Raw genomic sequence first — 26201 nt, 5'->3', positions numbered from 1 at the left:
CGGGGAAAAGCCCTGGCCCGCCCGGCGCGGACAGGGCTAGGGTCCGGCCATGGCTCGACTGCGCGACATCGTCCTGGACTGCCACCGCCCCGCCTCACTGGCCCGCTTCTGGGCCGCGGCCATGGACGGGTACGCCGTGGCGCCCTACGACGAGGAGGAGTTGGCGCGGCTCCGCTCGTTGGGGGTCCACGACCCCGAGGACGACCCCCAGGTGATGGTGGAGGGTCCTCAGGGGAGCCCGTCCTTCTTCGTCCAGCGGGTTCCCGAACCCAAGGCGGTCAAGAACCGGGTGCACGTCGACCTGGTCGGGGACGGTGCGGAGCTGGAGCGGCTGCTGGCCCTGGGAGCCCGGGTGGTGGACCGTCACCCCGGCCTGGTGGTGTTGGCCGACCCCGAGGGCAACGAGTTCTGCCTGATCGACGACTGAAGCGTCCGAGGGTCCGGATCAGGGAGCGTTCAGGGGCATCCCCATGGCCTTCTGACCCTGCGTATTAGATTCTGGCCATGCAGTCAGAAAACAAGCCAGATGGCCAGAAACGGTCCTTCATCGAGGAGGCGCGGCGGGCGCAGATCATCGAGGCGGCGGTGGAAACCATCGCAGAGGCGGGATACCGTTCCTGGAAACTGAGCATGAGTTGCGCATGCTCAGCCGAACACCCAAGACCGCTCGGGACGCGCGCAGGACCGGGAGAGCGCCAGAGGTCACTCCCGCACACTGTTAAGGAACGGCCAGGCGCATCCTCTGACCGGACTGGCGTGTCGGCCGTTCGGACCACCGGTCCGAGCCCGGCCGCTGTGCCCGGCCGTCCCCGGTCAACGTGGGGGCCGCCCGGGTCGGCGGGCGAGCCGTCTCATCCGCCGGGGCGCAGGTGGATCTCGGGGACCTGGGCGTCGCGCGGCAGCTCCAGCACACCGACGACAGCGCGGGCCAGGGTGGCGGGCTGGATGCACGCAGCCGGGTCGTAGTCACGCCCGAACGCGCTCCGCACCTGGTGCAGCAATTCCGTGGCGGTACCGCCCGGGTGGACACCGGTCACCCGCACCCCGTGCGCGGCCTCCTCCTGACGCAAGGAGCCCGCCAGCTCGCTCAGCCCCGTCTTGCTCGCGGCGAAGGCCGCCCACCCCGGCACCTCGCGCAGACCGGGCGCGGCGTTGACCAGCACCACGTGCCCGCGGTTGGCGCGCAGGGCGGGCAGCAGGGCGCGGGTGAGTTCGGCGGCCGAGACAAGGTTGACCGCCAGTACCTCCTGCCACAGGCTCACCGAGGAGGCCGCGACCGGGGCGACCGGGGACACCCCGGCACAGTGCACGAACGCGTCCAGTTCCCCGATGTCGGCCACCGCCTCGGCGAGGACTTCGGGACGGCGCAGGTCGGCTCGCACCGTGCGTACCCGCGGACGTCCGTGGGAGAGTGCGGCGAGGCGTTCGCGGTCACGGCCCAGGGCCGTCATCGACCACCCGCGCGCCACCAGCGCCTCCACCAGGGCCGAGCCGATCCCGCCGGTCGCCCCGCTGACCAGGACCCTGCCGCTGACCGGATCCGTAGCATCGTCCGGGGACGCTTCGTGTGCCTCGTTCGCTGTCATGGCGGAGAGCCTGGCACGGGCGCCGCGCCCGGGGCCACGGATTTACGGGTGCCGCCCGCCTTCGGGCCGCGCTCGTCCGCCGACCGGTGCACGGTCCCGCTCGGCTTCGTCCCCGTTCACGCCGCCGGAATTCCCTAGGCTGAAGCCATGCACCTGGACCTGGTCACCATTGTCGTCGACGACTACGATCCCGCGGTCGATTTCTTCGTCAGCGCCCTGGGCTTCGAGCTCGTGGAGGACTCGCCCTCGCTGACCAACGACGGGCGCCCCAAACGCTGGGTCGTGGTACGTCCGCCCGGTTCGGGGACGGGCGTGCTCCTCGCCCGAGCCGACGGTGACAGACAGGCCAGGGTGGTCGGAGAACAGGTCGCCGGACGCGTCGGTTTCTTCCTGCGTGTGGACGATTTCCAGGCAGCCCACACGCGTATGGCGGCCGCCGGGGTCCGGTTCGTCACCGAGCCGCGCACGGAGCCCTACGGTCGTGTCGCGGTCTTTCTCGACATCGCCGGAAACCGTTGGGACCTGCTCGGCTGATCGAACCCGCTCCGTCGTCCGTGACCGAACGCGGCCGTCCCCCGGTGTGGCGCCACCGGGGGACGGGGTTCCTGGCCGGGTTCCGGCTCCGGAGGGGCCCGGCCCTCCGGTGTTCCTGGGAGGTGCCTAGCTGACCGTGGCCGGTTCGGGGTTCCCCTCGGCGAACTGGGTCCGGTGGAGTTCGGCGTAGCGTCCGCCCCGGGCCAGGAGTTCGGTGTGGGTGCCGCGCTCCACGACCCGTCCGGCCTCGATCACGAGGATGGCGTCGGCGGCGCGCACGGTGGAGAGCCGGTGGGCGATGACCAGGGCGGTGCGGCCCTCCAGTGCCTCGGCCAGAGCCGCCTGGACCGCGGCTTCGGAGGTGGAGTCCAGGGCGGAGGTGGCCTCGTCCAGGATGACCACCTCGGGTCCGGCCAGGAGGAGGCGGGCGATGGTCAGCCGCTGGCGTTCACCGCCGGAGAACCGGTAGCCGCGTTCACCGACCACCGTGTCCAGGCCGTCGGGCAGGGAGGCGACCAGGGTGTCCAGGCGGGCCCGGCGCAGGGCGTCCCAGATCTGGTCGTCGGTGGCTTCGGGGGAGCCCAGGCTCAGGTTGGCGCGGATGGACTCGTGGAAGAGGTGGCCGTCCTGGGTGACCATGCCCAGGGTGGCGCGGATGGAGTCGAAGGTGAGGTCGCGGACGTCGGTTCCGGCCAGGCGGACGGTGCCCTCGTCCACGTCGTACAGGCGGGGGGTGAGTTGGGCGATGGTGGACTTGCCCGCGCCGGAGGAGCCGACCAGGGCCACGGTCTGTCCGGGTTCGACGCGGAAGGACACCTTGTGCAGGACGGGCCCGTTGTCGGTGGTGTCGAGGGTGGCGACCTCCTCCAGGGAGGCCAGGGAGACCCTGTCGGCGGTGGGGTATCCGAAGGTGACGCCGTCGAACTCCAGGGACACCGGCCCCTCGGGGACCGGACGCGCGTCCGGCTTTTCGTCCACCAGGGGCTTGAGGTCGAGGATCTCGAAGACCCGGCTGAAGCTGACCAGGGCGCTCATGACCTCCACGCGGGCGCTGGCCAGGGCGGTCAGTGGCGCGTACAGGCGGGTGAGGAGCATGCCCATGGACACGACGGTTCCGGCGTCGATCTGGCCGCGCAGGGCGTAGAAGCCGCCGAGCCCGTAGACCAGGGCCAGGGCGAGCGCGGAGACCAGGGTCAGGGCGGTGAAGAACACCTCCTGGACCATGGCGGTGCGTACGCCGATGTCGCGGACGCGGGAGGCGCGGCGGGCGAATTCGGCGGACTCCTCGCCAGGGCGGCCGAAGAGCTTGACCAGGGTGGCACCGGGTGCGGAGAAACGCTCGGTCATCTGGGTGCCCATGGCGGCGTTGTGGAGGGTGCGTTCGCGTTCGATCTTCGCGAGGCGGGCGCCCATGCGGCGGGCGGGCAGGACGAAGACGGGCAGCAGCAAGAGCGCGATCAGGGTGATCTGCCAGGACAGGGTGGCCATGACGACCAGGGCGAGGACGAGGGTGACGAGGTTGCTGATCACCCCGGACAGCACGTCGCTGAAGGCGCGTTGGGCGCCGATGACGTCGTTGTTGAGCCGGCTGACCAGGGCTCCGGTGCGGGTGCGGGTGAAGAAGGCGACCGGCATGCGTTGGACGTGGTCGTAGACGGTGGTGCGCAGGTCCAGGATGAGGCCCTCGCCGATCCTGGCGGACAGCCACCGCACGATCAGGGACAGGGCCGCCTCGGCGACGGCGACCAGGGCGATGAGCCCGGCGAGGCGGAGGACGGGTTCGATCGCGGAGCCGCTGACGATGGCGTTGACGACCTCCCCGGCCAGGAGCGGGGAGGCCACGGCCAGGACTGCTGTGAGCACGCTCAGGGCGAGGAACCAGCCCAGGTGCCGGGAGTGGGGGCGGGCGAAGGAGGCGATCCTGCGCATGATCGGCAGGGAGAAGGGGCGCTGGTCCTCTTGGGCGTGCATCGCGTGGTAGATCGAGTTCCACGCGGCCATTTCCATACTCATGGTCGTCCACCGGTCCGTTGGGTTGGGTTCCCTTGAACCGTAGAACCTCAAGATTAGTTGAGGTCAAGTTTCCGATCCCACTTCCCTTATCTTCCCCAAAGTCTTCTCGAGGAGGGGATTTTAGAGTAGTTTAGGGAGCAAGAAGGAGGTTCCACATCATGAGCATGATTTACCGAACCGAAGCCGGAGGGCTGAGGCTGCAGGAGCGGTACCGCCAGGCCCTGACGGAAGGGCCGGTCCCTGCCGAGCACCTGTACCTGCCCACCCGCGAGGGAGAGACCTTCGTGCTCGCCTGCGGGCCCGAGCAGGCCCCGCCACTGGTACTGCTGCACGGCTCGGGGGCCAACACCACCACCTGGTTCGCGGACCTACCCGCCTGGTCGAAACACTTCCGGGTGTACGCGGTGGACCTGCCCGGCGAACCCGGGCTGAGCGCACCCTCCCGCCCCGACCTGGCCACCGAGGCCAGCGCGCTGTGGCTGGACGACGTGTTCGCCGGTCTCGGTCTGGAACAGACCGCCCTGGCGGGGATGTCCCTGGGCGGCTGGGCCGCGCTGGACTACACGATCCGCCGCCCCGACCGGGTCACCCGGCTGTCCCTGCTGTGCCCTGGTGGCGTGGGTGACCAGAGGCGGTGGCGAATCCTGGGCGCAGCCCTGTTGAGCCTGTTCGGTCACCGGGGCAAACGTCTGTCCGCCCGGTTGATGACCGGCTTGGACCGGCCCGGGGACCAGGCGGTGCTGGACTCGGTGGTCGAGAACTTCACCCAGTTCCGGCCGCGCACCGAGACCCTGCCGGTCTTCCCGGACGAGGCCCTGCGCACCCTGGCCATGCCGGTCCAGGTGACCGTGGGCGAGCGCGACCTGATGTTCGACTCGGCCCAGACCTCCCGGCGGGTACGCGAGTGCGTTCCACACGCCCAGGTCAGGGTCCTGCCCGAGGTCGGCCATGCCGTCCTCGGCCAGACCGAACCGGTGCTGGACTTCCTGCGGGGGTGAGCACCGCCCATCAGGAACGTCCGCCCAGGGTGGCGGCGCCGGCCTCGCCGATCCGGCAGGGCTTCCAGCGCCTCCCCGCAGGCGGAGCCGTCGCTATCGGTCCCGGCTCCCGGCGAGCCTCCCTCTCCGAGGAGCCGCCCCGGCGCTCAGCGAATGGACACGATCCTGTGCCGCCGCAGTCGCTGACCGGATTCCGCGTCGGGGTCGGGCGGGTCCTCGGAGCCCGGGGCGGGCAGGACCCGCACACCGGTGTCCTCAGGGGCGAGCAGCAACGCGCGGGCGAGGGTGGACTCGGCCTGGGCCAGCACGCGCAGGACTGCCGGCAGGGTCAGGGCGAACAGCGCCCCGCCGACCATGTGGATCGCGAGGGTGGCCAGCACCGGGTACTCGGGGAGGACGAAGCTGCCCACGTCGGTGTAACCGGGGACGAAGTACAGCGACCAGCCCCAGAGCGGGTAGAGCAGCCCGCCCAGAGCGAGCGCCCACCAGGTCACGGCGACGGTGAAGGTGACCAGGGAGACCGGGAGTCGCAGCAGGGGATGCAGTGTGTCCAGCCAGGTGCGTGAACAGGTCAGCGGGTTGAGCAGGCGACGCAGGGGACCGGCCCCCTGTGGAGCCCCGCGGTAGGGCAGGCGCATCACCGGATGCCCGTAGAGGTCCGAGAGGCGGATGCGGTCCGCGTGTGCCAGTCCCCGGGCAGCGACCAGGGTGACGGACAGCAGCAACAGACCCACGAAGAGCACGGAGGTGCCGGCTCCGACGGCCAGGCCGGTCAGGACGAGGACGAAGGAGAGGAGCGCCAGAGGGAAACCCAGCAGAACGTAGCGGGTGTCCCGACCCATACGGGTGAAGAGGGAGGAGCTCATGTTCCCGACGCTACGCCGGGAGGCTCACCCGAGTCATGGCTGCGGACGGGCGAGTCCGTGGTGGTGCCAGCCCTACCGTCCGTCGGCGCGATCGGGCCCGGGGTCTCCCGGACTCCGGGCTCGGTCCGCTCCAGACAGCGCTCCGGGCGGGGGCGCGGCCGCTCTCCGATGGGGCTGCCCCGGGCCGGGCGCGAGTACTTCCCGAACTTGTACATACTGGGTGGCGTAGTCGGACGGAACCGAGGGGAGCGGGGCGTGGGCACCATGCGGAGCGGCCGGGGCATGCCGGACGAACAGGCCAAGATCGACTTCCGGGGCGCGGTGGCCGCCGATGTCCCCGCCCTGGTGGATCTGGTCAACTCCTGCTACCGGGGCGACAGTTCCCGGCAGGGTTGGACCACCGAGGCCGACTTCCTCGATGGCCAGCGGGTGGGTGCCGAAGGCATGGCCGAGCTGCTCACCCGCCCCAACACCCTGGTGCTGGTCGGTGAGTCCGAAGGGGAGATCGTCACCTGCTGTGAGCTGCAGCGTAGTGTCAACGGAGCGTACTTCGGGATGTTCTCGGTGCGCCCCGAACTCCAGGGGGCGGGGCTGGGCAGGATCGTCCTGGCCGAGGCCGAGCGCATGGCAGCCCGGGAGTGGGGGTGCCGACTGATGCGGATGAAGGTCCTCAAGCAGCGCCCCGAACTGATCGCCTGGTACGAGCGGCGGGGTTACACCAACACCGGCAGGACCGAGCCCTTTCCCTACGGCGACGAGGCGTTCGGGCTGCCCAAGCGGGACGACCTGGCCTTCGTCGAGCTCACCCGGGAACTGCCCGCCGACTAGCGGCGGGGAGTCCGGGTCAGGTCTGCTCCAAGTTGGCCGACATCCGCTCCAGGACGTCGACGGTGTCCTGGTACTCCTGGTCGCTGATCCCCTCGCGCAGTCGACTCCGGGTCCGCTGGACCTGTTCCAGGAGTTCTCCGTGGGCCCGGTGGCCCTCCGGGGTCAGTTCCAACGAATCCGAGCCGCTCACCCAGCCGCGTCGGCGCAGAGTCTCCACAACCGGGGCGACGGTGGTTTCGTCCTCCTCCAGGAACGGGGTCAGGCGCTGGTCCAGGTCGTGCACCGTGCCGGATGCGCCGTGCAGGGAGTTGAGCACCTGCCACTGGCGTCGCCCGAGCGACTCCGAGGCCAGGGCGCGGTCGAAGTCGTTCTCGATGAGTCGGTCCAGGTGTTTGAGCCAGAATCCGATCGGTAGGTCGGACATGGTCCCTCCGGATGGCCAATGACTACATGCCGATAGATCAACGATATATCGCCGGCCGGAGGTCGGCCAGCGTTCCCGGAGAGTGTCCGAGCTGTTCGCCGACCGGCCCGGTCGCGGTGGTTCAGTCGGAGACCCGACACAGGATCGCGCCGCGGGGGATGACGAACACGGCGTCGGGGTGTTCGCTCCAGCGACGCCAGCCCGCGGAGATCTCCGCCAGCTCCTCCTCGGTGGCGTACCCCTTCCGAACCGCGTCGCGACCCATCGCCGACTCCAGGATCCGACGCGCCCACATGCCTCCCCACCAGGAGCGGCGGTCGGGCTCGGAGTGGTTCCAGACCTCGGCGACATAGCTCACCTCCCTGAACCCGGCCGCGTGCGCCCAGGCGAGCAGGTGGCGCCCGGCGTCGGGTTCGCCCCCGTTGAGGCGGGCCATTCTCTGGTACAGGTCCATCCAGGAGTCCAGTTCGGGCAGGCGCGGGTACCAGTGCATGGCCGAGTAGTCACTGTCGCAGGCCGCCACCACACCGCCCGGCCTGGCGACGCGGCCCATCTCGACCAGGGCGCGTACCGGGTCGCCCACGTGCTGGAGGACCTGGTGGGCGTGGACGACGTCGAAGGTGTCGTCGGGCAGGTCCAGGTCGTGGACGTCGCCGACCAGGAAGTCGATGTTGGTGGCCCCCACCTCCTCGGCGCCCGCGCGGGCCTGCTCGACCGCCTCGGCGGAGTTGTCCACCGCGGTGACCCGGCCGGGGGCGACCCTGCGGGCGAGATCGGTGGTGATGCTGCCCGGGCCGCAGCCCACGTCGAGCAGGGAGCGACCGGGGCGTATCTCGTCCAGGGCGTAGGCGGCGGAGTTCTCCGCGTCACGCCACAGGTAGGAGGTGGTGACCGTCGGGTGCTGCCCGTGGGTGTACCTGGCCATCGCGCACCGTCCTTCGTTCGGGGTTCCTGGTCGGCCACCCTATCCTGCTGTCTCTATAAATGAGATAGAATTCTCATTATGTAAGACATCTCTTGTTGGGGCCGATCACCCGGAAAAACGTTCCGCGCCGCCCGGCCCCGACGGACCGGCGGAGGCCCTCACCGGCCCGGGGCGGGATCCCGAGGAGGTCAGGGAGCACCCCCGACCAGCCGCCCGGTACACGCGACTCAGGCGGCGGCCAGTCGCCTCCCCAGCGCGTCCAGGTCGGGAACGAACCAGCACTGTGTGCCGCGGTCGCACTCGCGGACGAGGGCGCGGAAGGCATCACTGGCCGCCACCTGCCGCGAGACGTCCCCGACGAGGGCCAGGCGGAGCCGGTAATTGGCGAACTTCTGGAGGAAATCGCCCGCCACGCCCGTGCGCAGTCGAAAGAAGTCGGGGTCGAGGCGTTCGACGGGCACCGCTATCCAGGAGACGCCGTGGTGGAAGGCGTCCCCGATCACGTCCGCGGCCTCGCGCAGGGGCGGGCCGTCCGAGGGGCAGAACATGACCGGGTGCCCGCCCACCTGGCGGGTTTCGGGGAGGGTCTCGGACACCGGCTCTGCTTCCCTTCCGTCCGGACGCGGGGCGGGCGTGTCCGGGAGGTTCACGGCTGGTCACCCGTGAGGGAGTCGACGTATTCCAGCAGGACGGCGGTGGCGGCCAGGTCACCCACCACGACGATCTTCAGTCGGGAGCGCTCCGGATCGTGGACCACCTGAACGTGCGCACGCCCGTGCTCCTCACGCCGACCCGAGGCGGCGGTGACCAGTGTGGTCAGACGGTCGACCGTGGCCCGGTCGACGCCGTCGACCTGGACGACGGTGGAGGCCTCCGCGTGCGGTGCCTCCCCGGCCCGGGGGGCGTCGTCCTCGACCACCGGGCCACCGGTGAACTCCTCCAGGTCACGGCGCCGGATCCGGTACTGCCTACCGATGCGCGCGGCCGGCAGCCTCCCTTCCCGCACGTAGGCGCGCACCGTCTTGACGTGCAGCCCCAACAGGTCCGCGACCTGGTCCACCGAGTAGTACTGCTGGGCCACAGCTCTCCTTGATCATGACTTGTACTGCTGGGAACTTCCCGTATGTTACTCCGGCAGAAGGAAGTCCAGGGATGTTCGGAGAGCGCGGGTCCGGATGAGGGTCGGGGAGGCGCCGACGTCCAGGAGCGTCGGCGCGGCGGGCCCGGTCAGCGGCGCAGCGCGCAGTCCCCGCACAGACCGCCCCCGGGCAACCGGTAGTACAGGCAGCAGGTGGCGCGCCCGAACACCGCCGACCCCGACCGGTCCACCCCCGTGTAGGCTCCGGTCCCCTTCAGGGAGGGGCGTTCCAGCATCAGCCGGACCACCTCCTGCGCCCCCGGCCGGTGCTCGGGCCGGGCCTCGCCCAGGGCCCGGGCCGCCCCTGCCAGCGCCGACGCGGTGTTGCCGCGCAGCAGGCCCGGGGCGATCCGTCCGATGCCGGCCAACACCGCCTCGACCTCCGCCAGAACCCCTCCCACCACGGTCTGGTCCAGCCACTCCGCGACCTCCCCGGGACGGTCGGACATCGGTTCGGCCCGGGTCTGTGCCGTACGCAGCACCAGCGTCCCCGCACGCTCGGGTTCGAGGAAGAAACGACCGGCCCGCAGACGCACCCCGTGGCACAGTGCGGCAGCCAGGACGGGAGACAGCAGGCGGGAGGCCAACCCCTGGTGGAACAGCGACGCGCCCACCCGCCACTCCACATCCCCGGCCCGCCCGCCCGACAACGCCCCCAGCCGGGCCCGCACCAGCTCCACCTCCTCGACGACCCGCTCCCGGGTGAGCCCGTCACCGGTGGCCGGAACCCACCCCGGCGCCGGCGGCCCTGGCTCCACCCGGAAGAACATGTTGACCCGACCGACGTCCAGGAACACTGAAGTGAGCGGCGACTCCCCGCCCGGCAGCGCGGTGGACCGGTGGTACTCATGGCCACACATCGAAACCTCCCCGGACACCCACCGTGCGCGCACCATCGGACCACGTCCGGGACCGCGGCGCCAACCGGGTAGCCTGCCCGAGCCCTACCAGCGCGAACGCTCCAGTGCGGCACCACCGGAACGGTAGTGTCAGCACCACCCGCGTTTCTCGTGCTGATGGCCTCGTACCGATGTGCCCGCGAAACCTAGATTGGTGCTGTGATCGGGAGACAGGGAAGACGGGCGCGGAGCGCGGGGCACAGGGCGGAACGGCGGGCGAGGCCCCGACCGACCGCCCGCGTGGACGTACCCTTCCTCGCCGACACCCAGGGCAGGTCCTGGCGGGCCCTCCTGGTCGAGGTCCTGCACCTGATGACCTCCCTGGCGCTGGCCCTGTTCTACCTGCTCCCGGCGGTGCTCCTGGTCGCGGCGGCCTCCTGGCTCGGACTCCTGCTGTTCCTGCCCTGGATGCTCCCGGAGAGCCGCGGCGCGGGTCGGCTCGCCGTGGAGGTGCTGCTCCTCGCCGCCCTGCCGCCGGTGGCCACGACCCTGCTGGCCCGCCTGGCCTGCCAGGTGCAGCGCAACCGCCTGGCGAACGTGTTCGGGGTCGTGGAGACCAACCCGCCCGACCCCCTCGCCGAGGACAACGTCTGGCTGCGTGCGCTGCGCTACGTGTTCGGCCGCGAAGCCTGGTCGATGGTGGTCTACAGCACCGTGGCCGGTATCCACGGTCTACTCGCCGCGGGCCTGATCGTCGTGCTCGTGGTGTGCGGCGGGGCCGCCGCCCTCGGAGCGTTCTTCGGCATCATCTACGTCCTGGCCCAGGGCTCCGCCAAGGACCTCATCGGACCTCTGGTCCTGGTCGTTCTCGGGCCCCTGGCCGTCCTGGTCGGACTGCGCCTGACCCCGTACATGATCTCCTCCGAGGTCCTCCTGCACCGGATCCTGCTCTTCGACGCCCCCGAGGTGCGGATGCGGCGCCGCCTGCTGCACGTCCAGGACAGCCGACTGCGCATGGTGGACGCGGCCGAGGCCGAACGCCGTCGCATCGAACGCGACCTGCACGACGGCGCCCAGCAGCGCCTGCTCGCGCTGACCATGACCCTGACCCGGGCGCGCGCCCGGCTGGCCCACGACCCCGACGGCGCCCGGGAACTGATCACCGAGGCACAGGAGGAGTCCAAGGAGGTCATGACCGAACTGCGCCAGGTCGCACGCGGTCTGCACCCCCGGGTCCTGACCGACCACGGGCTCGGGTCGGCGCTGCCGGTCGCGGCCGGGCGCTCCCCGGTCCCCGCGCGGGTGGAGGTGGACCTGGAGGAGCGCCCCTCCGCGCGGGCCGAGGGCGTGGCCTACTACGTGGTCTGCGAGGCCCTGAACAACATCGCCAAGCACGCCGGCGCCGGGCAGGTCACCGTGGCCGCGGAACGGGTCGCGGGCACCGGGCGCAAGGGCGACCTGCTGCGGATCTCCGTCACCGACGACGGCGTCGGGGGTGCCGACCCCGAAGCGGGCACCGGTCTCTACGGACTGTGGGACCGGGTGGACGCCGTCGACGGTGTGCTGACCGTCCACAGCCCGACCGGCGGGGGCACCGTCCTTACCGCGAACATCCCATGGGAGGCATGACCGTGAGTGCGGCCGACACACAGCAGGAGCGGCCCGGGCCGCGCGTGATCATCGCCGAGGACTCGGTGCTGTTGCGCAGCGGCATGGTCCGGCTGCTGGAGGACGCGGGGGTGGAGGTCCTCGCGTCGGTGGGGGACGCCGACGCACTGACCCGTGCGGTGGCCGAGTACCCCGACGTGGACCTGTGCCTGGTCGACATCCGGATGCCGCCCACCTACTCCGAGGAGGGCATCCAGGCGGCCGTGCGAATCCGGCAGGACCACCCCGAGGTGGCGGTTCTGCTGCTGTCCCAGCACGTGGTCAGCCGCTACGCCGCGGACCTGCTCGGCGGCGGGGCGTCCAAGGTGGGCTACCTGCTCAAGGACCGGGTGGCCGACATCGAGGAGTTCCTGTCCGTACTGCGCCGAGTGGCCGACGGCGGCGCGGCGATCGACCCTGAGGTGGTCTCACAACTGCTGAGCAGGCACCGCGACCGCTCTCTGGAGCGGCTCACCCCGCGCGAGACCGAGGTGCTGGAGGTGATGGCGCAGGGCCTGAACAACGCGGGGATCGCCGGTCGGCTCTCCATCACCGAACGGGCCGTGGAGAAGCACATCAGGTCGATCTTCACCAAGCTCGACCTGGGTCAGGACGACCACGACCACCGCAGGGTCCAGGCGGTGCTGCGCTACCTGCGCGGCACGGACCGCGACTGACGCGAACCGACCGAAGAAGGAGGGCCAGGCCTTCCGGGAAAGGGAGAACATGACTTTCAGAGCACGGGGCCTGTACGCCTCGTCGAGCAAGGAACGGGGGCGCTTCCGCTGGGGCCCGTGGATGGTCCTGGGCGGCGCACTCGTGCTGATCCTCGTGGTGGTGACGGCGGTGTCCGTGCTGGGCAACGTGGTCGTCCACCAGACGGACCGCAACGACTCCTTCGGCGGGGTGTCCGCGCTCGAACTGACCAACGAGACCGGTGGGCAGGTGACGCTGCGCGGCGGCGACGGGGACGAGGTCCTCCTGGAGCGCAGCCTGCGCGGCAGCCCCCTGTCGGAACCGGACGAGGACGTCGACACGGACGGCGACACGCTGGCGGTCGACACCGACTGCGACGGCTTCCCGTTCTTCACCACCTGCGCGGTGGACTACGAGGTCACCGTCCCGGCGGGGACCCGGGTGACGGTGGAGACCGTCAGCGGCAGGGTCGACGCCCGTGGTCTGGAGGGCGAGCTGAGCGTGGAGGGCGTCAGCGGCGGGGTACAGGTGGCCGAGCAGAACGGCGACACCCGGATCGAGACGGTCTCGGGCCGGATCACGCTCGACGGTATGGAAGGTGCGGTCACGGCCCACTCCACCAGCGGCGGTATCACGGCCGCAGGCGAGGGTCCCCTCCTGGACGTTTCCACGACCTCGGGGACGGTCAGCGCCGCGGACTTCACGGCCGAGGAGATCCGGGCCGAGTCGGTGAGCGGTTCCCTGGAACTCGGCGGCGGGTTCACCACCCTGGAGGCGTCCTCCACCTCCGGCAGTGTGGACATCGCGACCGGTACCCCCTTCGACCTGATGTCGGTGGAGACCGTCAGCGGCAGGGTCGAGGCGTCCGTCCCCGAAGGGGTCTACGAGATCACCGGGGAGTCGGTGTCCGGCTCACGCGAGTTCGACGTGGATACCTCCTCCGGCGCCGACAGCCGCATCGACGTCAACACCACGAGCGGATCGGTGCAGGTTCTCCACTAGGCGACAGCCGGTTGGTCAGCGGCGTTCGAAGCGCAGCGCCGCCCAGTCCGAGTCGATCGGTACCTGGGCGGTGTTGCGCCACCCGGCGTCGGTGAGGGTGTCCCAGCCCTTGTCCGCGGTCAGGTCGGTGATGATGGTCCCTCCCCGTTGGGGGAAGCACACCCACAGCCGCCCCGTGGAGCCCGCCAGCTCCAGGGCGCGCGGCCCCTCCCGATCGACGGTGCCCCGGTCCAGGGCGAACATGTGCACGTCGTCGTACTCGGCGCCCTCGATCGGCCCGAGGTCGATGTGGATGTCGGGCGGGGGGTCCAACAGCCTCAGATAGCGTTCCGGGGCGTTGAGGACGAGCAGCCGGTCCCCGGGCTCGACCCCGAGCCTCCGGGCGAGTGTCTCCGACATTCCTCCTCCGTTTCACCTTCGTGGTCTCTCGGCCACCGTACGGTTCCACCGCGTCGAATCCGAGGACCTTCCCCGCCTCGACCCGGACATGACCGGGTTTTTAGGATGCCTGTATGACACAACACAACGGTGGGCCGCGCTGGGGCGTGGTGGGAACCGGCGGTATCGCGCACGCCTTCGTCGAAGGGCTCCGGGCCGTCCCCTCGGCCAGGGTAACGGCGGTGAGCTCCCGCACCCGAACCCGCGCGGAGGAGTTCGGGGAGGCGTGGGGGATCCCGAACCGCCACGGCAGCTACGAGGAGCTCGCCGCCGACCCCGAGGTGGACGTGGTGTACGTGGCCACACCGCACCCCTGGCACCATCCGAACACCCTGCTGATGCTCAACGCCGGCAAGCACGTGCTGGTCGAGAAGCCCATGGCGATGAACGCCCTCCAGGTGTCGGAGATGGTGGCGGCGGCCAGGGCCAACGACTGCTTCCTGATGGAGGCGATGTGGACGCGTTGTCTGCCCGCTTCCAGGCTGGCCCGCGAACTGGTCGCCGAGGGCGCCCTCGGCGAACTGCGCGCGATCTCGGCCGACTTCGGGATCAACGTTCCCTACGACCCCGACCACCGGCTGTTCAACGTCGACCTGGGCGGCGGCGCCCAGTTGGACCTGGGTGTGTACCCGTTGGCCCTGGCCTCCCAGTACCTGGGAGAGCTCACCGTGGTGGGCGCGACCCGACAACTGTCCCCGGACCGGATGGTGGACACCCACACCGTGGTCCTGGCCCGCGGAGAGAACGGTGCCTCGGCCACCCTGGGCTGCGCCTCGCGCACCGCTCTGCCCAACCGCGCGGTGCTGGCGGGAACGGCGGGTTGGTTGGAGATCCCGCGTTTTTGGGCCGCCACCGATGTGGTTCTGCACCGGGACGGGCACGATCCGGAGCGGTTCCACCGCCCCTTCCGGGCCAACGGCTACGAGTACGAGGCCGAGGAGGTGGGCCGCTGTCTGGCCGCGGGGGAGCGGGAGAGCCCGGACATGCCCTGGGCAGAGAGTCTGCGGCTGGCCGGGGTCATGGACCAGGTGCGAGACGTGAGCGGGCTGGTCTACAGCCCGGCCACCGTCAAAGCCGTCCCCCTGGAATGAGGCCGCTCGCGCCCGCCCCGGTGGGGGCGGCCCGGCCGGTGAGGTTCGTGGGAACCGAGCCCCGGACGGGTCGGCCTCCGCCGGCGGGCGCGCGGTGTGTGCCGCGGAGCGCGCGGGCGTGCAGGACCCGGCCCAGGTTGGCGCGGGCCAGGGGGAGCGCGCCCATACGCGCGACCACCAGAACGGCGTCCTTGGGGCCGACGTCGCGGGCGAAGCGCGCGTCCAGGGCGGCGTCCCCGCTGCGCGGGGCGACCCCGTAGATCTCGCCGTCGAACATCCGGTAGGCGTCGCGGACGAGCAGGCTGTCCGGGTCCAGGCGGGGTCCGTCGCCGAGCCAGTCGGCGGCGTCGGCGGCGATCCGGCGGACCAGGTTCGGGACGGGACGGTCCTGGCGGGGGAAGACCCGCGTGCGCCCCACCCCCTTGCGCCAGCCGGCGTAGACGGCCGGGTGCCGGGTGCGCAGGACGACGTAGGTGTTGGACAGGGGGTGGGCCATGACCTCGCGGCCCAGGAAGTGGGTCATGAGGGCGGCCGAGAGCCCGGAGCGGCGGTGGGCGGGGACCACGCCGGCGGCGTCCAGGTACAGGGCGCGACGGGAGGCGAAGCGGCGCCGGTGGTAGCCGCCCCAGCCGACGGGGACGCCGTCGGGCCCCAGGACCAGGGCGAGCGAGGAGACCTGGTCGAAGAAGCCGGCGGACATGCGGGCGCGCCAGTAACTGGAGTGGTCGGCTCCGAAGGCCCGGGCCGCCAGGTCGCGCAGGGTGGTGTGGAGCAGTTCCCGGCACTCGGGTGCCAGGTCGGCCGGGGTGTCCCAGCGGGCGATGCGATAGCCGGGCCGTAGCGGGCGAACCGTCGGGGGGACACTGAGTTCGCGCAGTTCCGGGCAGGGGAGTCGGGTCTGGTCGGGCACGCGGAAGCCCCACTTTCATTACTCTACGAAAGTAAACGACTCCTTAACGTAGCGTCTTTGGGGTGTTCCCGGGCCGGGTTGGCTCATTCGGAGGTTCCCGGGACTACCCGGACAGGGCGCCCCCGACCCTCGCGGCCCGCCTCCGGTGCAGGTCCCGGGCGGCGCCCGCGTAGGAGAGCGCGACAAGGCCCGCGATGACGTAACGCGAGGTCATCAGGTGCTCTGCCGGGTAGAGGACCCCGGTTATGTGGTGGTCGATGAACCCGGATCCCATCACCTCGCGGCCGGTGTTCAGCCGCGACCAGTTCTCGGCCTCGGTGAGCGGGCACGGCCAGCCGACGATGACGATCCCCAGCGCGTAGGCGGCGACGAACAGGTGCGGCCAGAACATCCGCGGCCACCTCCAGGAGAGGAACCCGCCGAGGACCACGTAGGCGAAGAACAGATAGTGGAGGACCATGGCCGTGTGGCCGATGAGGAGGTGCGGCATGGCACGAACCTAGGCGAGGAGGGGCCCGCGCCCATCGGTTCCCGTACCCACTGCCGGTGGGTACCCGTACTCATGCGGCTGGCTCGTGCCCTTGCCGGACCCGTCTCGGCCGTCGTTCGTTGGAGTCGAGCGCGCGGGAGCACCCGCGGCTATCCTCGTGTCGAGGACCCGATCAGTGGAGGCAAGATGTGCGCTCAGCCCGTGCCTGACTGGCTCATCCCGCCGACGGAGGGTTTCAGAGCGGAGGACCTGGACCATCTGCCGGACCTGCCTCCGCACACCGAACTGATCGACGGGAGCCTCGTCCTCGTGAGCCCTCAGAAGGTCTTCCACAGCATCCTGATCGACGTGCTGGTGGCGGCCCTGTATCTGGCGACCCCTCGCGAGTACCGGGTCCGCCGGGAGATATCGGTGACCCTGGCTCCCCGGCAGCGCCCCGAACCGGACCTGATGGTGGTCAGGGCGGACGCCTCCACCGGTAAGGACCAGACCGGGTACACGGCCGACTCCGTACTCCTGGCGATCGAGGTGGTCTCACCCGAGTCCGCTGAGCGCGACCGCTACCGGAAGCCTCAGCTCTACGCCCAGGCCGGCATCCCGCACTTCTGGCGGATCGAGGACGACGACGGGTCTCCGGTGGTGTACGTCCACGAACTGGAACCCGTCAAATCCTGCTATGTCGTTACGGGCATCTATCACGGCCGTGTCAGGGTCGATCAGCCGTACCCCATCGACATCGACCTGGACGAAGTCCGACACCGGATCTGAGCCGGGCAGCGCTCGGACGCCCGTGCCGTGGGCAGGGGCCGGTTCCACCTTCAACTCGGGGTCCGGCCGGTGCGGGTGAGACGCTCGCCCAGGCGCGCCATCTCCGCGCGCAGTTCCGCGGGCTCCTCGACCTCCATCTCCACGTCCAGCATGGCCAGGTAGCAGGCCATGCCCACCAGCTCCTGACCCGCGCACAACAGCACACAGGAGTGCTCGTCCACGGCCTCGATGGGTCCGTAGCGGGCGGCCGGGCCCTCCAGCGCCTCCTCGGCGGGCACCCCCAGGCGGACGCGCGCCTTGATCGGCCACATGTGCAGGTTCATCCGTTCGGCCAGGTAGGCCGCCACCCCCTGTTCGGGCGCCTCGCGCGGCGGCACGCGCGGGCCGGTGGGGGTGAGCGGGCGCATCCGGTCCACCCGGAAGGTCCGCCAGTCCTCGCGACCGGTGTCCCAGGCCACCAGGTACCAGCGGCGCCCGTGGGACACCAGCCGGTGCGGCTCCACGATCCGGCGGCTGGCCGCACCCCCGTGGCTCTCGTAGTCGAACCGGAGCCGTTCGCTGTCGCGGCAGGTCGCCGCGATCAGGGCCAGGGTGTCGGCGTCCACCGTGGGCCCCTCGGAGGGCATCGGCACGGTGAAGGCGCCCAGCGCGTCCACCCGGCGGCGCAACCGGGAGGGCAGGACCTGCAGGAGCTTGGCCAGAGCCCGCACCGAGGTCTCCTCGATCCCGGAGACCCCGCCCTGGGCGGCGGTTCGCAGCCCCACCGCGACCGCCACGGCCTCGTCGTCGTCCAGCAGCAACGGGGGCAGTGCGGCGCCCGCCCCCAGCTGGTAGCCGCCGCCGGTGCCCATGGTCGCCTGAATGGGATAGCCCAGGTCCCGGAGCCGGTCCACGTCGCGCCGTACGGTGCGCGGACTCACCGCCAGGCGGTCGGCGAGGTCCGATCCGGGCCAGTCCTTGCGGGTCTGGAGGAGGGACAGGAGCTGGAGCAGTCGGGCCGATGTCGACTTCATGCCCTGAGTCTGCCAGGGGTCCAGGTCAGTCCCTGTCCTTCAGCCGGCAGCTGCGTGGACGCCGTTCCCTCCGGGGCCCGGACGTACCGCGACATGGGTGAGGGCGGCACCGATCTGGAAGGCGGCGGCCACCCCCAGGCACAGGTCCGGGGACCGGTCGGCGAGGGGACCGGCCAGGGCGGCCCCGGCCGCGAAGGCGCTGACCTTCAGGCTCGCCGCGGTGGTGAAGACCTGGGTGCGCAGGCGCTCGGGCGCCTCCCGGTGGCGGACCGCGAAGAGACTGGTCAGCTGGGGGCCTTCGGCTGCGCCCACCGCGATGGCGGCCAGGACCAGCCACGGGGCGGAGGACGCCACGAGTACGCACCCCACCCCCACCGCCTGTACCAGGACACACACCAGCACCACGGTGTCCGGGCGCACCGGCAAGGGGCGGCGGGCCAGGAACAGGTTGATCAGTACAGAGGCCACGGCCATCACCGACAACAGGATCGCCCCGTGTTCGGCCCCGCCCAGCAGGCGCTGGCCCAGGAGCGGCGCGCTCACCACGAGCATGCCGGTCCCGGTGACCGACACCGTGGAGACCAGGGTGACCCGCAGCAGCGCCCGGTTGCCCAGCACGGCACGGGCCCCGGCGGCGAGCTCGCCCAACACGGGAGAGGGTTCGGGACGGGCGGGGCGGGCAGGCAGCGCCCAGGCCACGGGGACCGCGAGGGCGATCAGGACCACCGCGGTCACCACCGCCGCCGTGGCACCGGACCAGACCGCGACCACTCCGGCCAGTGCGGGCCCGAGCAGGCCGGCCGCGCTGAAGGTCATCGCGTCCCAGGCGTTCGCCCCGGCCATGCGCTCAGAGGACAGGAGCCGGGGCAACTGGGCGGTCCAGCCGCCGGACAAGGCGGGCCCCAGCAGGCCGATACCCAGGGCCAGCACCACCACCGAGGCGAGCGGGATCCGCTCCAACAGCAGTGCCACGGAGGCCAGCCCGGCCGCGTAGACAGCCAGAGCAGCTGCCAGGACACGGCCGGGGTGTAGTGCGCGGTCCAGCAGGACACCCACCGCAGGCCCGCCGACCGCAGCGGTCGCGGTGATCCCCGCGAGCAGGGCCGAACCCGTGGCAGCGGTACCGGTCGCCGCCACCCCCAGGAGCAGCAGGGCGGGGCCCGACATCTCGTCGCCGGTGCGGGCCGTGGCCGCACCGAACAGGTACCGGGGCAGTGCGTGGCGTCGGATCATCCACAGGACGCTACAAAGTAACGCCAGAAGGCACCATGGGCGTTACATTGGAGTCATGGAGACACCCGGCGTGATTGCGGTGGGGGCGGTCCAGTCCGTGGTAGACCGCACCGTCGACCTGCTCGACACCCTGGTATCAGAAGGAGTCACCCCCGCCGAGGTGGCCGTGGTCCTGCGCGAGCACGGGGAGACCGCCCCCGACCCCACTCCAGAGGACGTGGCGGCCCTGCGCGAGGCCGCCGCCGAACTCCGTTCCGTGCTGGCCGCCCCCACCCTGGACCTGGCCGCCGAACGGGTCAACGCCCTGCTGGCCCGCACCGCGCACCCGCCCCGGCTGAGCAACCACGGCGGCGCCTTCAGCTGGCACGTACACGTGGACAGCGACGACGAGGAGGCGCCCTTGGCCGAGTGGTTCCTGTCCTCCGCCGGTCTGGTGCTGGCCCTGCTGATCAGTGACCGCCAACGCCTCCCGGGCGGGGTGTGTGCGGCGGGCGGCTGCGAGCGGGTGTTCGTCGACACCGCGCACGGCAGCCGCCGCCGCTACTGTTCACGCCGCTGCGCCACCCGGGAGCGGGTCGCCGCCCACCGCGCACGCACGTGACCGGGTTCGGGTCCGACGGCGCTCCCGCCCCATCGCCGGTCGGGCAGACCGTGGCTCAGGGTCTCCGTCCGGACTCGGCGCCGGACCCCTCCGGGCGGCCTCAGGAGGTGACGGCCACCGCCTCCACCTCGACCAGCTGGTCGTCATAGCCCAGCACGGACACACCCAGCAGAGTGCCGGGCGCGTCGTGTTCTCCCATGTGGGAGCGCACCACCTTCCAGACCTCGACCAGGTCCTCCTGCCTGTCGGAGACCACGTACATCCTCATCTGCACGATGTCGGTGAGTTCGGCACCGGCCCCGCGCAGGGCGGTGGCCAGGTTGCGCATCACCTGGTGGGCCTGGCCCGTGGGGTCGCCCACGGCCACCGTGGCGCCGTGCTCGTCCAGCGGACAGGCCCCCGCCGTCCACACCACGCGTGCCGGGGACTGCGCCGAGGCCGCGTAGGCGTACTCCACCACCGAGGTCAGTTCCTCGTTGCGGATCAGCTTGACCGCACCGCTCATGGATTCCCTTCCCGCCGTTGGAGGTTTCGGGGGGACAACGGCCGCGCGCGGCCCGCGGTTCCGCCCCGAGGCGGAAATCCGTCAGGCGCGGCGCGCCCCGTCCGGGATCAGGACGCTCAGGCAGGTCACGCAGGCCTCCAACCTCTCGAACTCGGAGATGTCCACGGGCAGCACCCGCCAGTGGTCCGCGGTCAGCCCGCGGATGGTCTCGTGGGCGGCTGCGCTGACCAGGACGTCCCGGCCGCCCAGGGGCAGCACGTGCGCGCCCGATTCCTCGGGGGCGCGCCGGATCTGTGGCAGGGAGGGGGCGTCGACCAGTTCGGGCAGGCCGACGAGTGAGCCGTCGGGCAGAGCGGTCACCGCGGACTTCAGGTGGAGGGCCCGGCCCAGGGCGACCCGGTGAACCTTGCGGCCCAGCGGCGCCAGGAGCTGTTCGAGCTGCTCGACGCCTTCTTCGTTGGTCCTGGCGCCCACACCCGTGTAGACGGTCTCCCCGACCTGGAGGACGTCGCCGCCGTCCAGGGTTCCGGGCGCCTCGATCCGGGCCACCCGCAGCCCCAGGGCGCGGACGGCCTCCTCCACCCCCTCGACCTCACCGCGCCGGGTCTCGGCCCCGGGCCGGGTCAGGACCGCGAGGTCCTCGCACACCACCAGCGGGTCCTCGACGAACACCGAGTCCGGGTACTCCGGTGCGGGGTCCACCTCGCGCACCCGCCAGCCCGCCGAGGCGACCGTCTCCTGGTAGATGGTGTACTGACGCGCCGCCAGCACCGGGTCCACCGGGGTCCGGGGGATGTGCGTGACGATGCCCTCCGCCAGCCGGGGGCTGGGACGACGCATCAGGGCGACCCCGTGGTAGGTGTAACCGTCCATACGACCTCCTGGGATTGGTCAGGGAAAAAAGGGGGCCGGGCTCCGTAGGGAAGCCGCAGCGTATCGCGCCCCCATACCCCGTTTCCCGGACCGGCACGCGGGCCCGTCGGCTTGTTCGGGGGATCCGGTCGGGGCAGGGTGGGACCCATGGACGTCATCGTTGTCGGCGGCGGGATCGTGGGAGCCAGCGCGGCCTTCCACCTGGCCAGGAAGGGCGTGTCCACGGCGCTGGTGGACTCCTCGCACCCGGGGCAGGCCACGGCGGCCGGAGCGGGGGTGGTCTTCCCCTGGCCGTTCCCCTGGGATCCGCCCCCGGTGCGGGACTTCAAGGCTCGTGCGGCCGAGCACTACCCGCGGCTGATGGCGGAGCTGGCCGAGGACGGGCAGGTCACCGGTTACGAGGTGGTCGGTGGGATGTCGGTGGACCGCGAGGGCGAGGACGCGGGGTACGAGCTGCTCAGCACCCTGGCGGAGCTGCCCGAGTACGCGTCGATGGGGCGCGTGGAACGGTTGGCGGAGGGCGAGCCGCGCGGGCGCTTCCCGCTGGTTCCCGAACCCTACGCCGGGGTGTACGTGGAGGGCATGGCCCGGCTGAACGCCGTGAGGGCGCGCACGGCGCTGTTCAACGCCGCCGAGGAACGGGGGCTGCGCTACTTCAAGGGCGACGCCCGGCTGTTGTGGAACGGGAGCCGGGTCACCGGGGTCCGAGTAGGTGCCGAGGACCTGGAGGCGCCGGTGGTGGTCGTGGCGGCCGGCGCGTGGTCGGCCGGCCTCCTCGCGGTGACCGGTGTCGAGCTGGGGGTGCGCCCGGTCCGCGGCCAGATCACCCACTTCGCGCTGCCCGGGAGGGACACGCGTGCCTGGCCGGTGGTGCGTTTCGGCGATCGGGACTACTTCGCTCTGGCGTTCGGTCCCGACCGGGTGGTGACCGGAGGCACCCTGGAACCCGAGGCGGGCTTCGACCGGAGGGTGACGGCCACGGGCCTGCTGCACAACCTGTCCACCGCCCTGGAGGTCCTCCCCGGGCTGGCCGACGCGACCGTGGTCGAGACCAGGGTCGGCTTCCGGCCCGGCACCCACGACGGACATCAGCTGCTCGGCCCGGTCGAGCGCCTCCCCGGGGTGCTGGTGGCCACCGGCCTGGGCTCGGAAGGGCTGACCTTCGGTCCTTTCCAGGGGTTGGTCGCCGCCCGTCTGGCGATGGGGGAGGACCCCGGCGTGGACCTGTCCGCCTTCGTTCCCGACCGCAGCCAGACACCGCTGTCAGCTTCTCGGCCCTGAAGGACCGAGCTTGCGGTTGAACACCTGACTGGCTGTCAGGAACGTCCACCGCGTCTTACCCCGATCCTAGAATCCGAGTGGGACGTGTGACTTCCGCCCCGCGTTCCACACAACCCCGCCACGGTAGGCGATGTTGCGGGAAGCGTTCCGGTCGGCGTGCGCAACGACGCCGCACGACCGGCAGACAAAGGAGTCCTGGCTGATGCGGTTGCCCTTCTCGCGGTACTCGCACCAGCTACACGTCTGGGACGTGTACGCCGGATCCACGAACACCACGGGCACACCCGCCCGCCTGGCCTTGTAGACGATAAAACTCCCGAGCTGGGCGAACGCCCAGGAATGCAATGTGACCCGTTGGGGCTTGCGAAACCGTACCCTCTGCCGGATACCCGAAAGATCTTCCAGGGCCACCCCGCGCGAGGTGCGTTCAGCCTCGGCCACGATGCGTTTGGAGATGCAGTGATTGGCGTCCTTGGCAACGCGTGATTCCCTGCGTCGCTGCCGCTTCAACACACGTTTGGCGGACGTGGTGCCCTTGGCTTGAAGCTTGGCGCGCAAACGGAGTTGTCGTCTTCGGTACCGGTTCAGCTTCCGCCCGGCCATGACACGGCCATCACTGGTGGTGACGATATTGGCGATCCCGAGATCGACACCCAGGAATCCCTGCGGGTCATACTCCTCGTCGTCGGGCACGGTGAGCGTGACAGACAGGAACCACACGCCGTCCCGATACAGCAAATCGGACTCTCCACGCTTGTGCTCGCCCAAGGCCTTGGCCGCATCAGGTGAGCAAGCGAAGGGCACGTCCTTCAACCGTCCCCGGACAGTCCACAACGAGATCGTGCGGGCGTCCACACAGAAGGAAAGGTTCCTCTGGTCGTAGGGCTGTGCGGCGTCCGACCGGAAGACGATCGGCTTTTCCTCGACGCGCTTGCGCCGCTTCGACCCGGGTTTTCCATAGTTCCCGGCCTTCAGGTTGGCCTTGAACGTCGTGTAGGCGTCGGCGACCTTCTTGACGACGTGCTACGCCGCTTGGGATCCGACACCGGCCGCACGCACGTCGGCGTAGACGAGCTTGCGCAGCGCGTAGTTGCGGTGGGCACCTTCGCTGTGGGCGATCCGGGAAACACGGTTGGCCTGCTCGTTGACCGTGTACAGGGTTGCCTCAAGCGCCGCCGCCTGTTCGGGCGAAGGCGTGAGGTTGAGCTGCACGACGATCGTGGACACCATCGCATCGTAGCATTGATCTATGTCACCGCGATGGGAACAAGACCCCGACATACGCAGGGGAAGAAGCGTCGTCTACAACCTCCACGCACACTTGGTCTTCACACCGAAGTACCGCCGGGGTGTGTTCGACGACGCCCTGCTCACCCGATGCGAGGAGATCATGCGCGAGGTGTGTGCCGACTTCGGGGCGCAACTGCGCGAGTTCAACGGCGAGAGCGACCACGTCCACCTGCTGGTGCACTACCCGCCCAAGGTCGCGTTGTCTCGCCTGGTCGGCTCGCTCAAGGGTGTGTCCGCTCGCAGGCTTCGTCAGGAGTTCACCGGACGGGTCAACCGTGCCAGCACGCACGGACACTTCTGGTCGCCGTCCTATTTCGTCGGCTCGTGTGGTGGAGCGCCGATGTCGATCGTGCGGGAGTACATCGAGAACCAGAAACGTCCCGGTCCCGGCGCTCCAGGGATCGAGCGGCGCTCCACCTAGTCTTGGGGGCGATTCCTCCCGGGGCTGAAGCCCCGGGGTTCCTCGCTAAGACACGCTGACTCCGACCGGACCGGGTGTCGGGGTAGGGGCCCGGTCGTCTCGGTCTTCGGGGTCCGGTCTGCGGCGGGGCGGGCGGTTGAGTAGGGATACTCAGGCGCTGACCGGAGGACTCGGCCACCATGGACCCATGAACGCACCGATCCCTCAGCCCCGGTCCACCCCCCAGTTCTACCTCCAGTCGATGCTGGCCTTCGCGGTCTCCGCCGCCGGTTCCGGCGTCGGGATCGCCTTCCTCCCCGTCGACCTGTGGATGCGTGCCTTCCTCGGCATGAGCCTGCTGTTCGTCATCACCTCCACCTTCACGCTCGCCAAGTGCGTCCGGGACCGGCAGGAGGACACGGCCATGGCCGAGCAGGCGCAGTACTACCAGCAGTTGCCGATATGGCAGGGGGACCAGCAGGTCCAGCCCAGGTCCTGAAGCCGGGCACCGCGCCGGGGGAGCGCGGTGCCCACCGGAACGGCGCCGGCGGGGGCCGCGCCGTTCCGGTGGGCACGTCAGCGGTCAGGCGTTGGGCGGAAGGGCGGTCCCGGCGCCCCGCCGGCGTGTCCTGAGCAGGTCGTGACGTTCGCCGGGGAGCGTGGGCTCGCCCGCGCCCTGCACCACGAAACCGGCGTCGGCGATCATCTCCAGGTCGTCCCTGCCCTCCTGTCCCTCACTGGTGAGGTAGTCGCCGAGGAAGATCGAGTTGGCGATGTGTAGCGCCAGGGGCTGGAGGGAGCGCAGGTGGATCTCGCGCCCGCCCGCCAGGCGTACCTCCACGTCGGGGAAGACGAACCGGGTGGCGGCCAGGATGCGCAGGCAGCGCTGCGGGGTCAGGTCCCAGGTGCCCTCCAGCGGTGTGCCCTCGAAGGGCATGAGGAAGTTGACCGGGACCGAGTCCGGGCTGAGCTCGCGCAGGGCGTACAGGGCGTCGACGAGGTCGTCGTCGCTCTCCTTCATGCCCGCGATCAGCCCCGAGCAGGGGGAGAGTCCTGCGTGCTTGGCCTGTTCGACGGTCTCCACGCGGTCGGCGAACTCGTGCGTGGTGCAGATGTCGGCGTAGCGCTCTTCGGAGGTGTTGAGGTTGTGGTTGTAGGCGTCGACCCCGGCCTCGCGCAGTTTCTCGGCCTGGCCGTCGGAGAGCAGTCCGAGGCAGGCACACACCTCGACCCCGGGGTATTCGTCCTTGATCCCCTCCACCGCCGGGGCGAGACGGGCCACGTCGCGGTCGGTGGGGCCGCGTCCGCTGGCGACCAGGCACACGCGGCTGGCCCCGGCCTTGACGCCGTGGGAGACGGCCTCACGGGTCTGGTCGGGTTTGAGCCAGGTGTACTTGACGATCTCGGCCTGTGAACCCAGGCGCTGGGAGCAGTAGAAGCAGTCCTCCGGGCACAGGCCGCTCTTCATGTTCACGAGGTAGTTGAGTTTGACGCGGCGCTCGAAGTAGCGTCGGCGGACCCGTGACGCGGCGGCGACCAGGTCCATCAGGTCGTCGTCAGTGCTGGTCAGCACCTCCAGAAGTTCGTCGCGGGTGGGCGTCTCACGGCGAAGGGCCTTCTCGGCCAGGGTGTGGAATGTCGTCACGGGGTCGATCCTGGAGGCTGGGAGCGCGCCCACACAGTTGCCGAACCCGCCAAGAATCCGGCCGAAGTCTTGTGTGCTGCGCAAGTGTGCCTGGTCAGGCGCCTTCTCGGGGAGTGTGGCCATATCCGGCCACGGCTCTTCGGGGGACGTCGCCGGTGGCCGGGGCG

General features: G+C 70.7%; 29 protein-coding genes and 2 pseudogenes. 14 read left to right on the top strand and 17 right to left on the bottom strand.

Going from position 1 to position 26201, the window contains the following annotated elements:
- The first annotated feature begins 49 nt into the window (after positions 1–49).
- Both ACUKCB_RS06735 and ACUKCB_RS06730 read left to right on the top strand, forming a co-directional pair.
- Entirely contained in the window at positions 50–427 is a 378-nt protein-coding gene (locus ACUKCB_RS06735; RefSeq protein ID WP_473039620.1) for a VOC family protein, read from the top strand.
- 77 nt (positions 428–504) lie between these two features.
- Positions 505–630 (top strand): annotated as a pseudogene (locus tag ACUKCB_RS06730) (TetR/AcrR family transcriptional regulator); the annotation flags it as partial.
- A gap of 221 nt (positions 631–851) precedes the next feature.
- Here the strand turns inward: ACUKCB_RS06730 and ACUKCB_RS06725 are convergent.
- Positions 852–1586: an SDR family oxidoreductase gene (locus ACUKCB_RS06725; RefSeq protein ID WP_473039619.1), complete on the bottom strand. Its 735-nt coding sequence runs from the start codon at positions 1584–1586 to the stop codon at positions 852–854.
- Positions 1587–1733: 147 nt separating this feature from the next.
- Between ACUKCB_RS06725 and ACUKCB_RS06720 the strand changes: the two genes are divergently transcribed.
- A complete protein-coding gene (locus tag ACUKCB_RS06720) occupies positions 1734–2120 on the top strand; it encodes a VOC family protein (RefSeq protein WP_473039618.1) in 387 nt (128 codons plus the stop codon).
- A 126-nt stretch (positions 2121–2246) separates the two neighbouring features.
- Here ACUKCB_RS06720 and ACUKCB_RS06715 read toward each other — a convergent pair whose 3' ends face one another.
- Positions 2247–4133 (bottom strand): ABC transporter ATP-binding protein, encoded by a 1887-nt coding sequence (locus tag ACUKCB_RS06715; protein ID WP_473039617.1) that lies wholly within the window; start codon positions 4131–4133, stop codon positions 2247–2249.
- 158 nt (positions 4134–4291) lie between these two features.
- On the opposite strand from ACUKCB_RS06715, the gene ACUKCB_RS06710 reads away from it, so the two are divergent.
- Positions 4292–5131, top strand: coding sequence for an alpha/beta fold hydrolase (locus tag ACUKCB_RS06710; RefSeq protein ID WP_473039616.1), 840 nt, complete (start codon positions 4292–4294; stop codon positions 5129–5131).
- Between the two features lie 146 nt (positions 5132–5277).
- Here ACUKCB_RS06710 and ACUKCB_RS06705 read toward each other — a convergent pair whose 3' ends face one another.
- Positions 5278–5997, bottom strand: coding sequence for a sensor domain-containing protein (locus ACUKCB_RS06705; RefSeq protein ID WP_473039615.1), 720 nt, complete (start codon positions 5995–5997; stop codon positions 5278–5280).
- A 264-nt stretch (positions 5998–6261) separates the two neighbouring features.
- Here ACUKCB_RS06705 and ACUKCB_RS06700 point away from each other — a divergent pair, with 264 nt between their 5' ends.
- Complete coding sequence (locus ACUKCB_RS06700; RefSeq protein WP_473040947.1) at positions 6262–6825, top strand: GNAT family N-acetyltransferase; 564 nt, start codon at positions 6262–6264, stop codon at positions 6823–6825.
- 16 nt (positions 6826–6841) lie between these two features.
- Here the strand turns inward: ACUKCB_RS06700 and ACUKCB_RS06695 are convergent, their stop codons facing one another.
- The 5 genes from ACUKCB_RS06695 to ACUKCB_RS06675 all read right to left on the bottom strand — a co-directional run bounded on the left by ACUKCB_RS06695 (position 6842) and on the right by ACUKCB_RS06675 (position 10172).
- A complete protein-coding gene (locus ACUKCB_RS06695) occupies positions 6842–7249 on the bottom strand; it encodes a MarR family winged helix-turn-helix transcriptional regulator (RefSeq protein WP_473039614.1) in 408 nt (135 codons plus the stop codon).
- A gap of 121 nt (positions 7250–7370) precedes the next feature.
- Positions 7371–8174 (bottom strand): class I SAM-dependent methyltransferase, encoded by an 804-nt coding sequence (locus ACUKCB_RS06690; RefSeq protein WP_473039613.1) that lies wholly within the window; start codon positions 8172–8174, stop codon positions 7371–7373.
- Between the two features lie 227 nt (positions 8175–8401).
- Positions 8402–8770, bottom strand: a complete 369-nt coding sequence (locus ACUKCB_RS06685) for a DUF4180 domain-containing protein (protein ID WP_473039612.1) — start codon at positions 8768–8770, stop codon at positions 8402–8404.
- 50 nt (positions 8771–8820) lie between these two features.
- Complete coding sequence (locus tag ACUKCB_RS06680; RefSeq protein WP_473039611.1) at positions 8821–9255, bottom strand: helix-turn-helix domain-containing protein; 435 nt, start codon at positions 9253–9255, stop codon at positions 8821–8823.
- Positions 9256–9401: 146 nt separating this feature from the next.
- Positions 9402–10172 carry a (2Fe-2S)-binding protein gene (locus ACUKCB_RS06675; RefSeq protein WP_473039610.1) on the bottom strand — a complete coding sequence of 257 codons (771 nt, stop codon included), beginning with the start codon at positions 10170–10172 and terminating at the stop codon, positions 9402–9404.
- Between the two features lie 351 nt (positions 10173–10523).
- On the opposite strand from ACUKCB_RS06675, the gene ACUKCB_RS06670 reads away from it, so the two are divergent.
- Genes ACUKCB_RS06670 through ACUKCB_RS06660 form a run of 3 tightly spaced genes read left to right on the top strand, consistent with a single transcriptional unit; the run spans position 10524 to position 13496 of the window.
- Positions 10524–11780, top strand: a complete 1257-nt coding sequence (locus tag ACUKCB_RS06670) for a sensor histidine kinase (RefSeq protein WP_473040946.1) — start codon at positions 10524–10526, stop codon at positions 11778–11780.
- On the top strand, positions 11777–12475 hold the full coding sequence (locus ACUKCB_RS06665; protein WP_473039609.1) for a response regulator transcription factor: 699 nt from the start codon (positions 11777–11779) through the stop codon (positions 12473–12475). The genes ACUKCB_RS06670 and ACUKCB_RS06665 overlap by 4 nt, the downstream gene beginning before the upstream one ends.
- Positions 12476–12524: 49 nt before the next feature.
- Entirely contained in the window at positions 12525–13496 is a 972-nt protein-coding gene (locus ACUKCB_RS06660; protein ID WP_473039608.1) for a DUF4097 family beta strand repeat-containing protein, read from the top strand.
- Between the two features lie 15 nt (positions 13497–13511).
- Here ACUKCB_RS06660 and ACUKCB_RS06655 read toward each other — a convergent pair whose 3' ends face one another.
- Positions 13512–13895, bottom strand: a complete 384-nt coding sequence (locus tag ACUKCB_RS06655; protein ID WP_473039607.1) for a hypothetical protein — start codon at positions 13893–13895, stop codon at positions 13512–13514.
- A 113-nt stretch (positions 13896–14008) separates the two neighbouring features.
- Between ACUKCB_RS06655 and ACUKCB_RS06650 the strand changes: the two genes are divergently transcribed.
- On the top strand, positions 14009–15025 hold the full coding sequence (locus ACUKCB_RS06650) for a Gfo/Idh/MocA family protein (protein WP_473039606.1): 1017 nt from the start codon (positions 14009–14011) through the stop codon (positions 15023–15025).
- Here the strand turns inward: ACUKCB_RS06650 and ACUKCB_RS06645 are convergent.
- Positions 15003–15935 (bottom strand): GNAT family N-acetyltransferase, encoded by a 933-nt coding sequence (locus ACUKCB_RS06645; RefSeq protein WP_473039605.1) that lies wholly within the window; start codon positions 15933–15935, stop codon positions 15003–15005. The genes ACUKCB_RS06650 and ACUKCB_RS06645 overlap by 23 nt on opposite strands.
- 103 nt (positions 15936–16038) lie before the next feature.
- Complete coding sequence (locus tag ACUKCB_RS06640) at positions 16039–16425, bottom strand: DUF2784 domain-containing protein (protein WP_473039604.1); 387 nt, start codon at positions 16423–16425, stop codon at positions 16039–16041.
- A gap of 186 nt (positions 16426–16611) precedes the next feature.
- On the opposite strand from ACUKCB_RS06640, the gene ACUKCB_RS06635 reads away from it, so the two are divergent.
- Positions 16612–17193 (top strand): Uma2 family endonuclease, encoded by a 582-nt coding sequence (locus ACUKCB_RS06635; protein ID WP_473039603.1) that lies wholly within the window; start codon positions 16612–16614, stop codon positions 17191–17193.
- Between the two features lie 50 nt (positions 17194–17243).
- On the opposite strand, the gene ACUKCB_RS06630 is transcribed toward ACUKCB_RS06635, so the two are convergent.
- Positions 17244–18206: a helix-turn-helix transcriptional regulator gene (locus tag ACUKCB_RS06630; RefSeq protein WP_473039602.1), complete on the bottom strand. Its 963-nt coding sequence runs from the start codon at positions 18204–18206 to the stop codon at positions 17244–17246.
- 39 nt (positions 18207–18245) lie between these two features.
- A complete protein-coding gene (locus tag ACUKCB_RS06625; protein ID WP_473039601.1) occupies positions 18246–19439 on the bottom strand; it encodes an MFS transporter in 1194 nt (397 codons plus the stop codon).
- Between the two features lie 55 nt (positions 19440–19494).
- Here ACUKCB_RS06625 and ACUKCB_RS06620 point away from each other — a divergent pair, with 55 nt between their 5' ends.
- Complete coding sequence (locus tag ACUKCB_RS06620) at positions 19495–20040, top strand: CGNR zinc finger domain-containing protein (protein WP_473039600.1); 546 nt, start codon at positions 19495–19497, stop codon at positions 20038–20040.
- Positions 20041–20140: 100 nt separating this feature from the next.
- Here the strand turns inward: ACUKCB_RS06620 and ACUKCB_RS06615 are convergent, their stop codons facing one another.
- A complete protein-coding gene (locus ACUKCB_RS06615; protein ID WP_473039599.1) occupies positions 20141–20545 on the bottom strand; it encodes a RidA family protein in 405 nt (134 codons plus the stop codon).
- A gap of 81 nt (positions 20546–20626) precedes the next feature.
- The gene (gene ddaH / locus ACUKCB_RS06610) at positions 20627–21418 is read right to left on the bottom strand and encodes a dimethylargininase (protein WP_473039598.1); all 792 of its coding nucleotides are present in this window, start codon (positions 21416–21418) and stop codon (positions 20627–20629) included.
- Between the two features lie 147 nt (positions 21419–21565).
- On the opposite strand from ddaH, the gene ACUKCB_RS06605 reads away from it, so the two are divergent.
- Positions 21566–22699 (top strand): NAD(P)/FAD-dependent oxidoreductase, encoded by a 1134-nt coding sequence (locus ACUKCB_RS06605; protein ID WP_473039597.1) that lies wholly within the window; start codon positions 21566–21568, stop codon positions 22697–22699.
- A gap of 66 nt (positions 22700–22765) precedes the next feature.
- Here ACUKCB_RS06605 and ACUKCB_RS06600 read toward each other — a convergent pair.
- Positions 22766–23929, bottom strand: a pseudogene (locus tag ACUKCB_RS06600) (RNA-guided endonuclease InsQ/TnpB family protein).
- Between the two features lie 19 nt (positions 23930–23948).
- Between ACUKCB_RS06600 and tnpA the strand changes: the two are divergent.
- Together tnpA and ACUKCB_RS06590 are read left to right on the top strand one after the other, a co-directional pair.
- Positions 23949–24410: an IS200/IS605 family transposase gene (gene tnpA / locus ACUKCB_RS06595; RefSeq protein WP_473039596.1), complete on the top strand. Its 462-nt coding sequence runs from the start codon at positions 23949–23951 to the stop codon at positions 24408–24410.
- Positions 24411–24597: 187 nt separating this feature from the next.
- Positions 24598–24888 carry a YiaA/YiaB family inner membrane protein gene (locus ACUKCB_RS06590; protein ID WP_473039595.1) on the top strand — a complete coding sequence of 97 codons (291 nt, stop codon included), beginning with the start codon at positions 24598–24600 and terminating at the stop codon, positions 24886–24888.
- A gap of 84 nt (positions 24889–24972) precedes the next feature.
- On the opposite strand, the gene bioB is transcribed toward ACUKCB_RS06590, so the two are convergent.
- Positions 24973–26034: a biotin synthase BioB gene (gene bioB, locus ACUKCB_RS06585; RefSeq protein WP_473039594.1), complete on the bottom strand. Its 1062-nt coding sequence runs from the start codon at positions 26032–26034 to the stop codon at positions 24973–24975.
- Positions 26035–26201: the final 167 nt, after the last annotated feature.

The organism is Nocardiopsis moroccensis, from assembly GCF_055763695.1.
The sequence above is the reverse complement of the archived record's forward strand: the minus strand, read 5'-3'. Positions and strand labels throughout refer to the sequence as shown.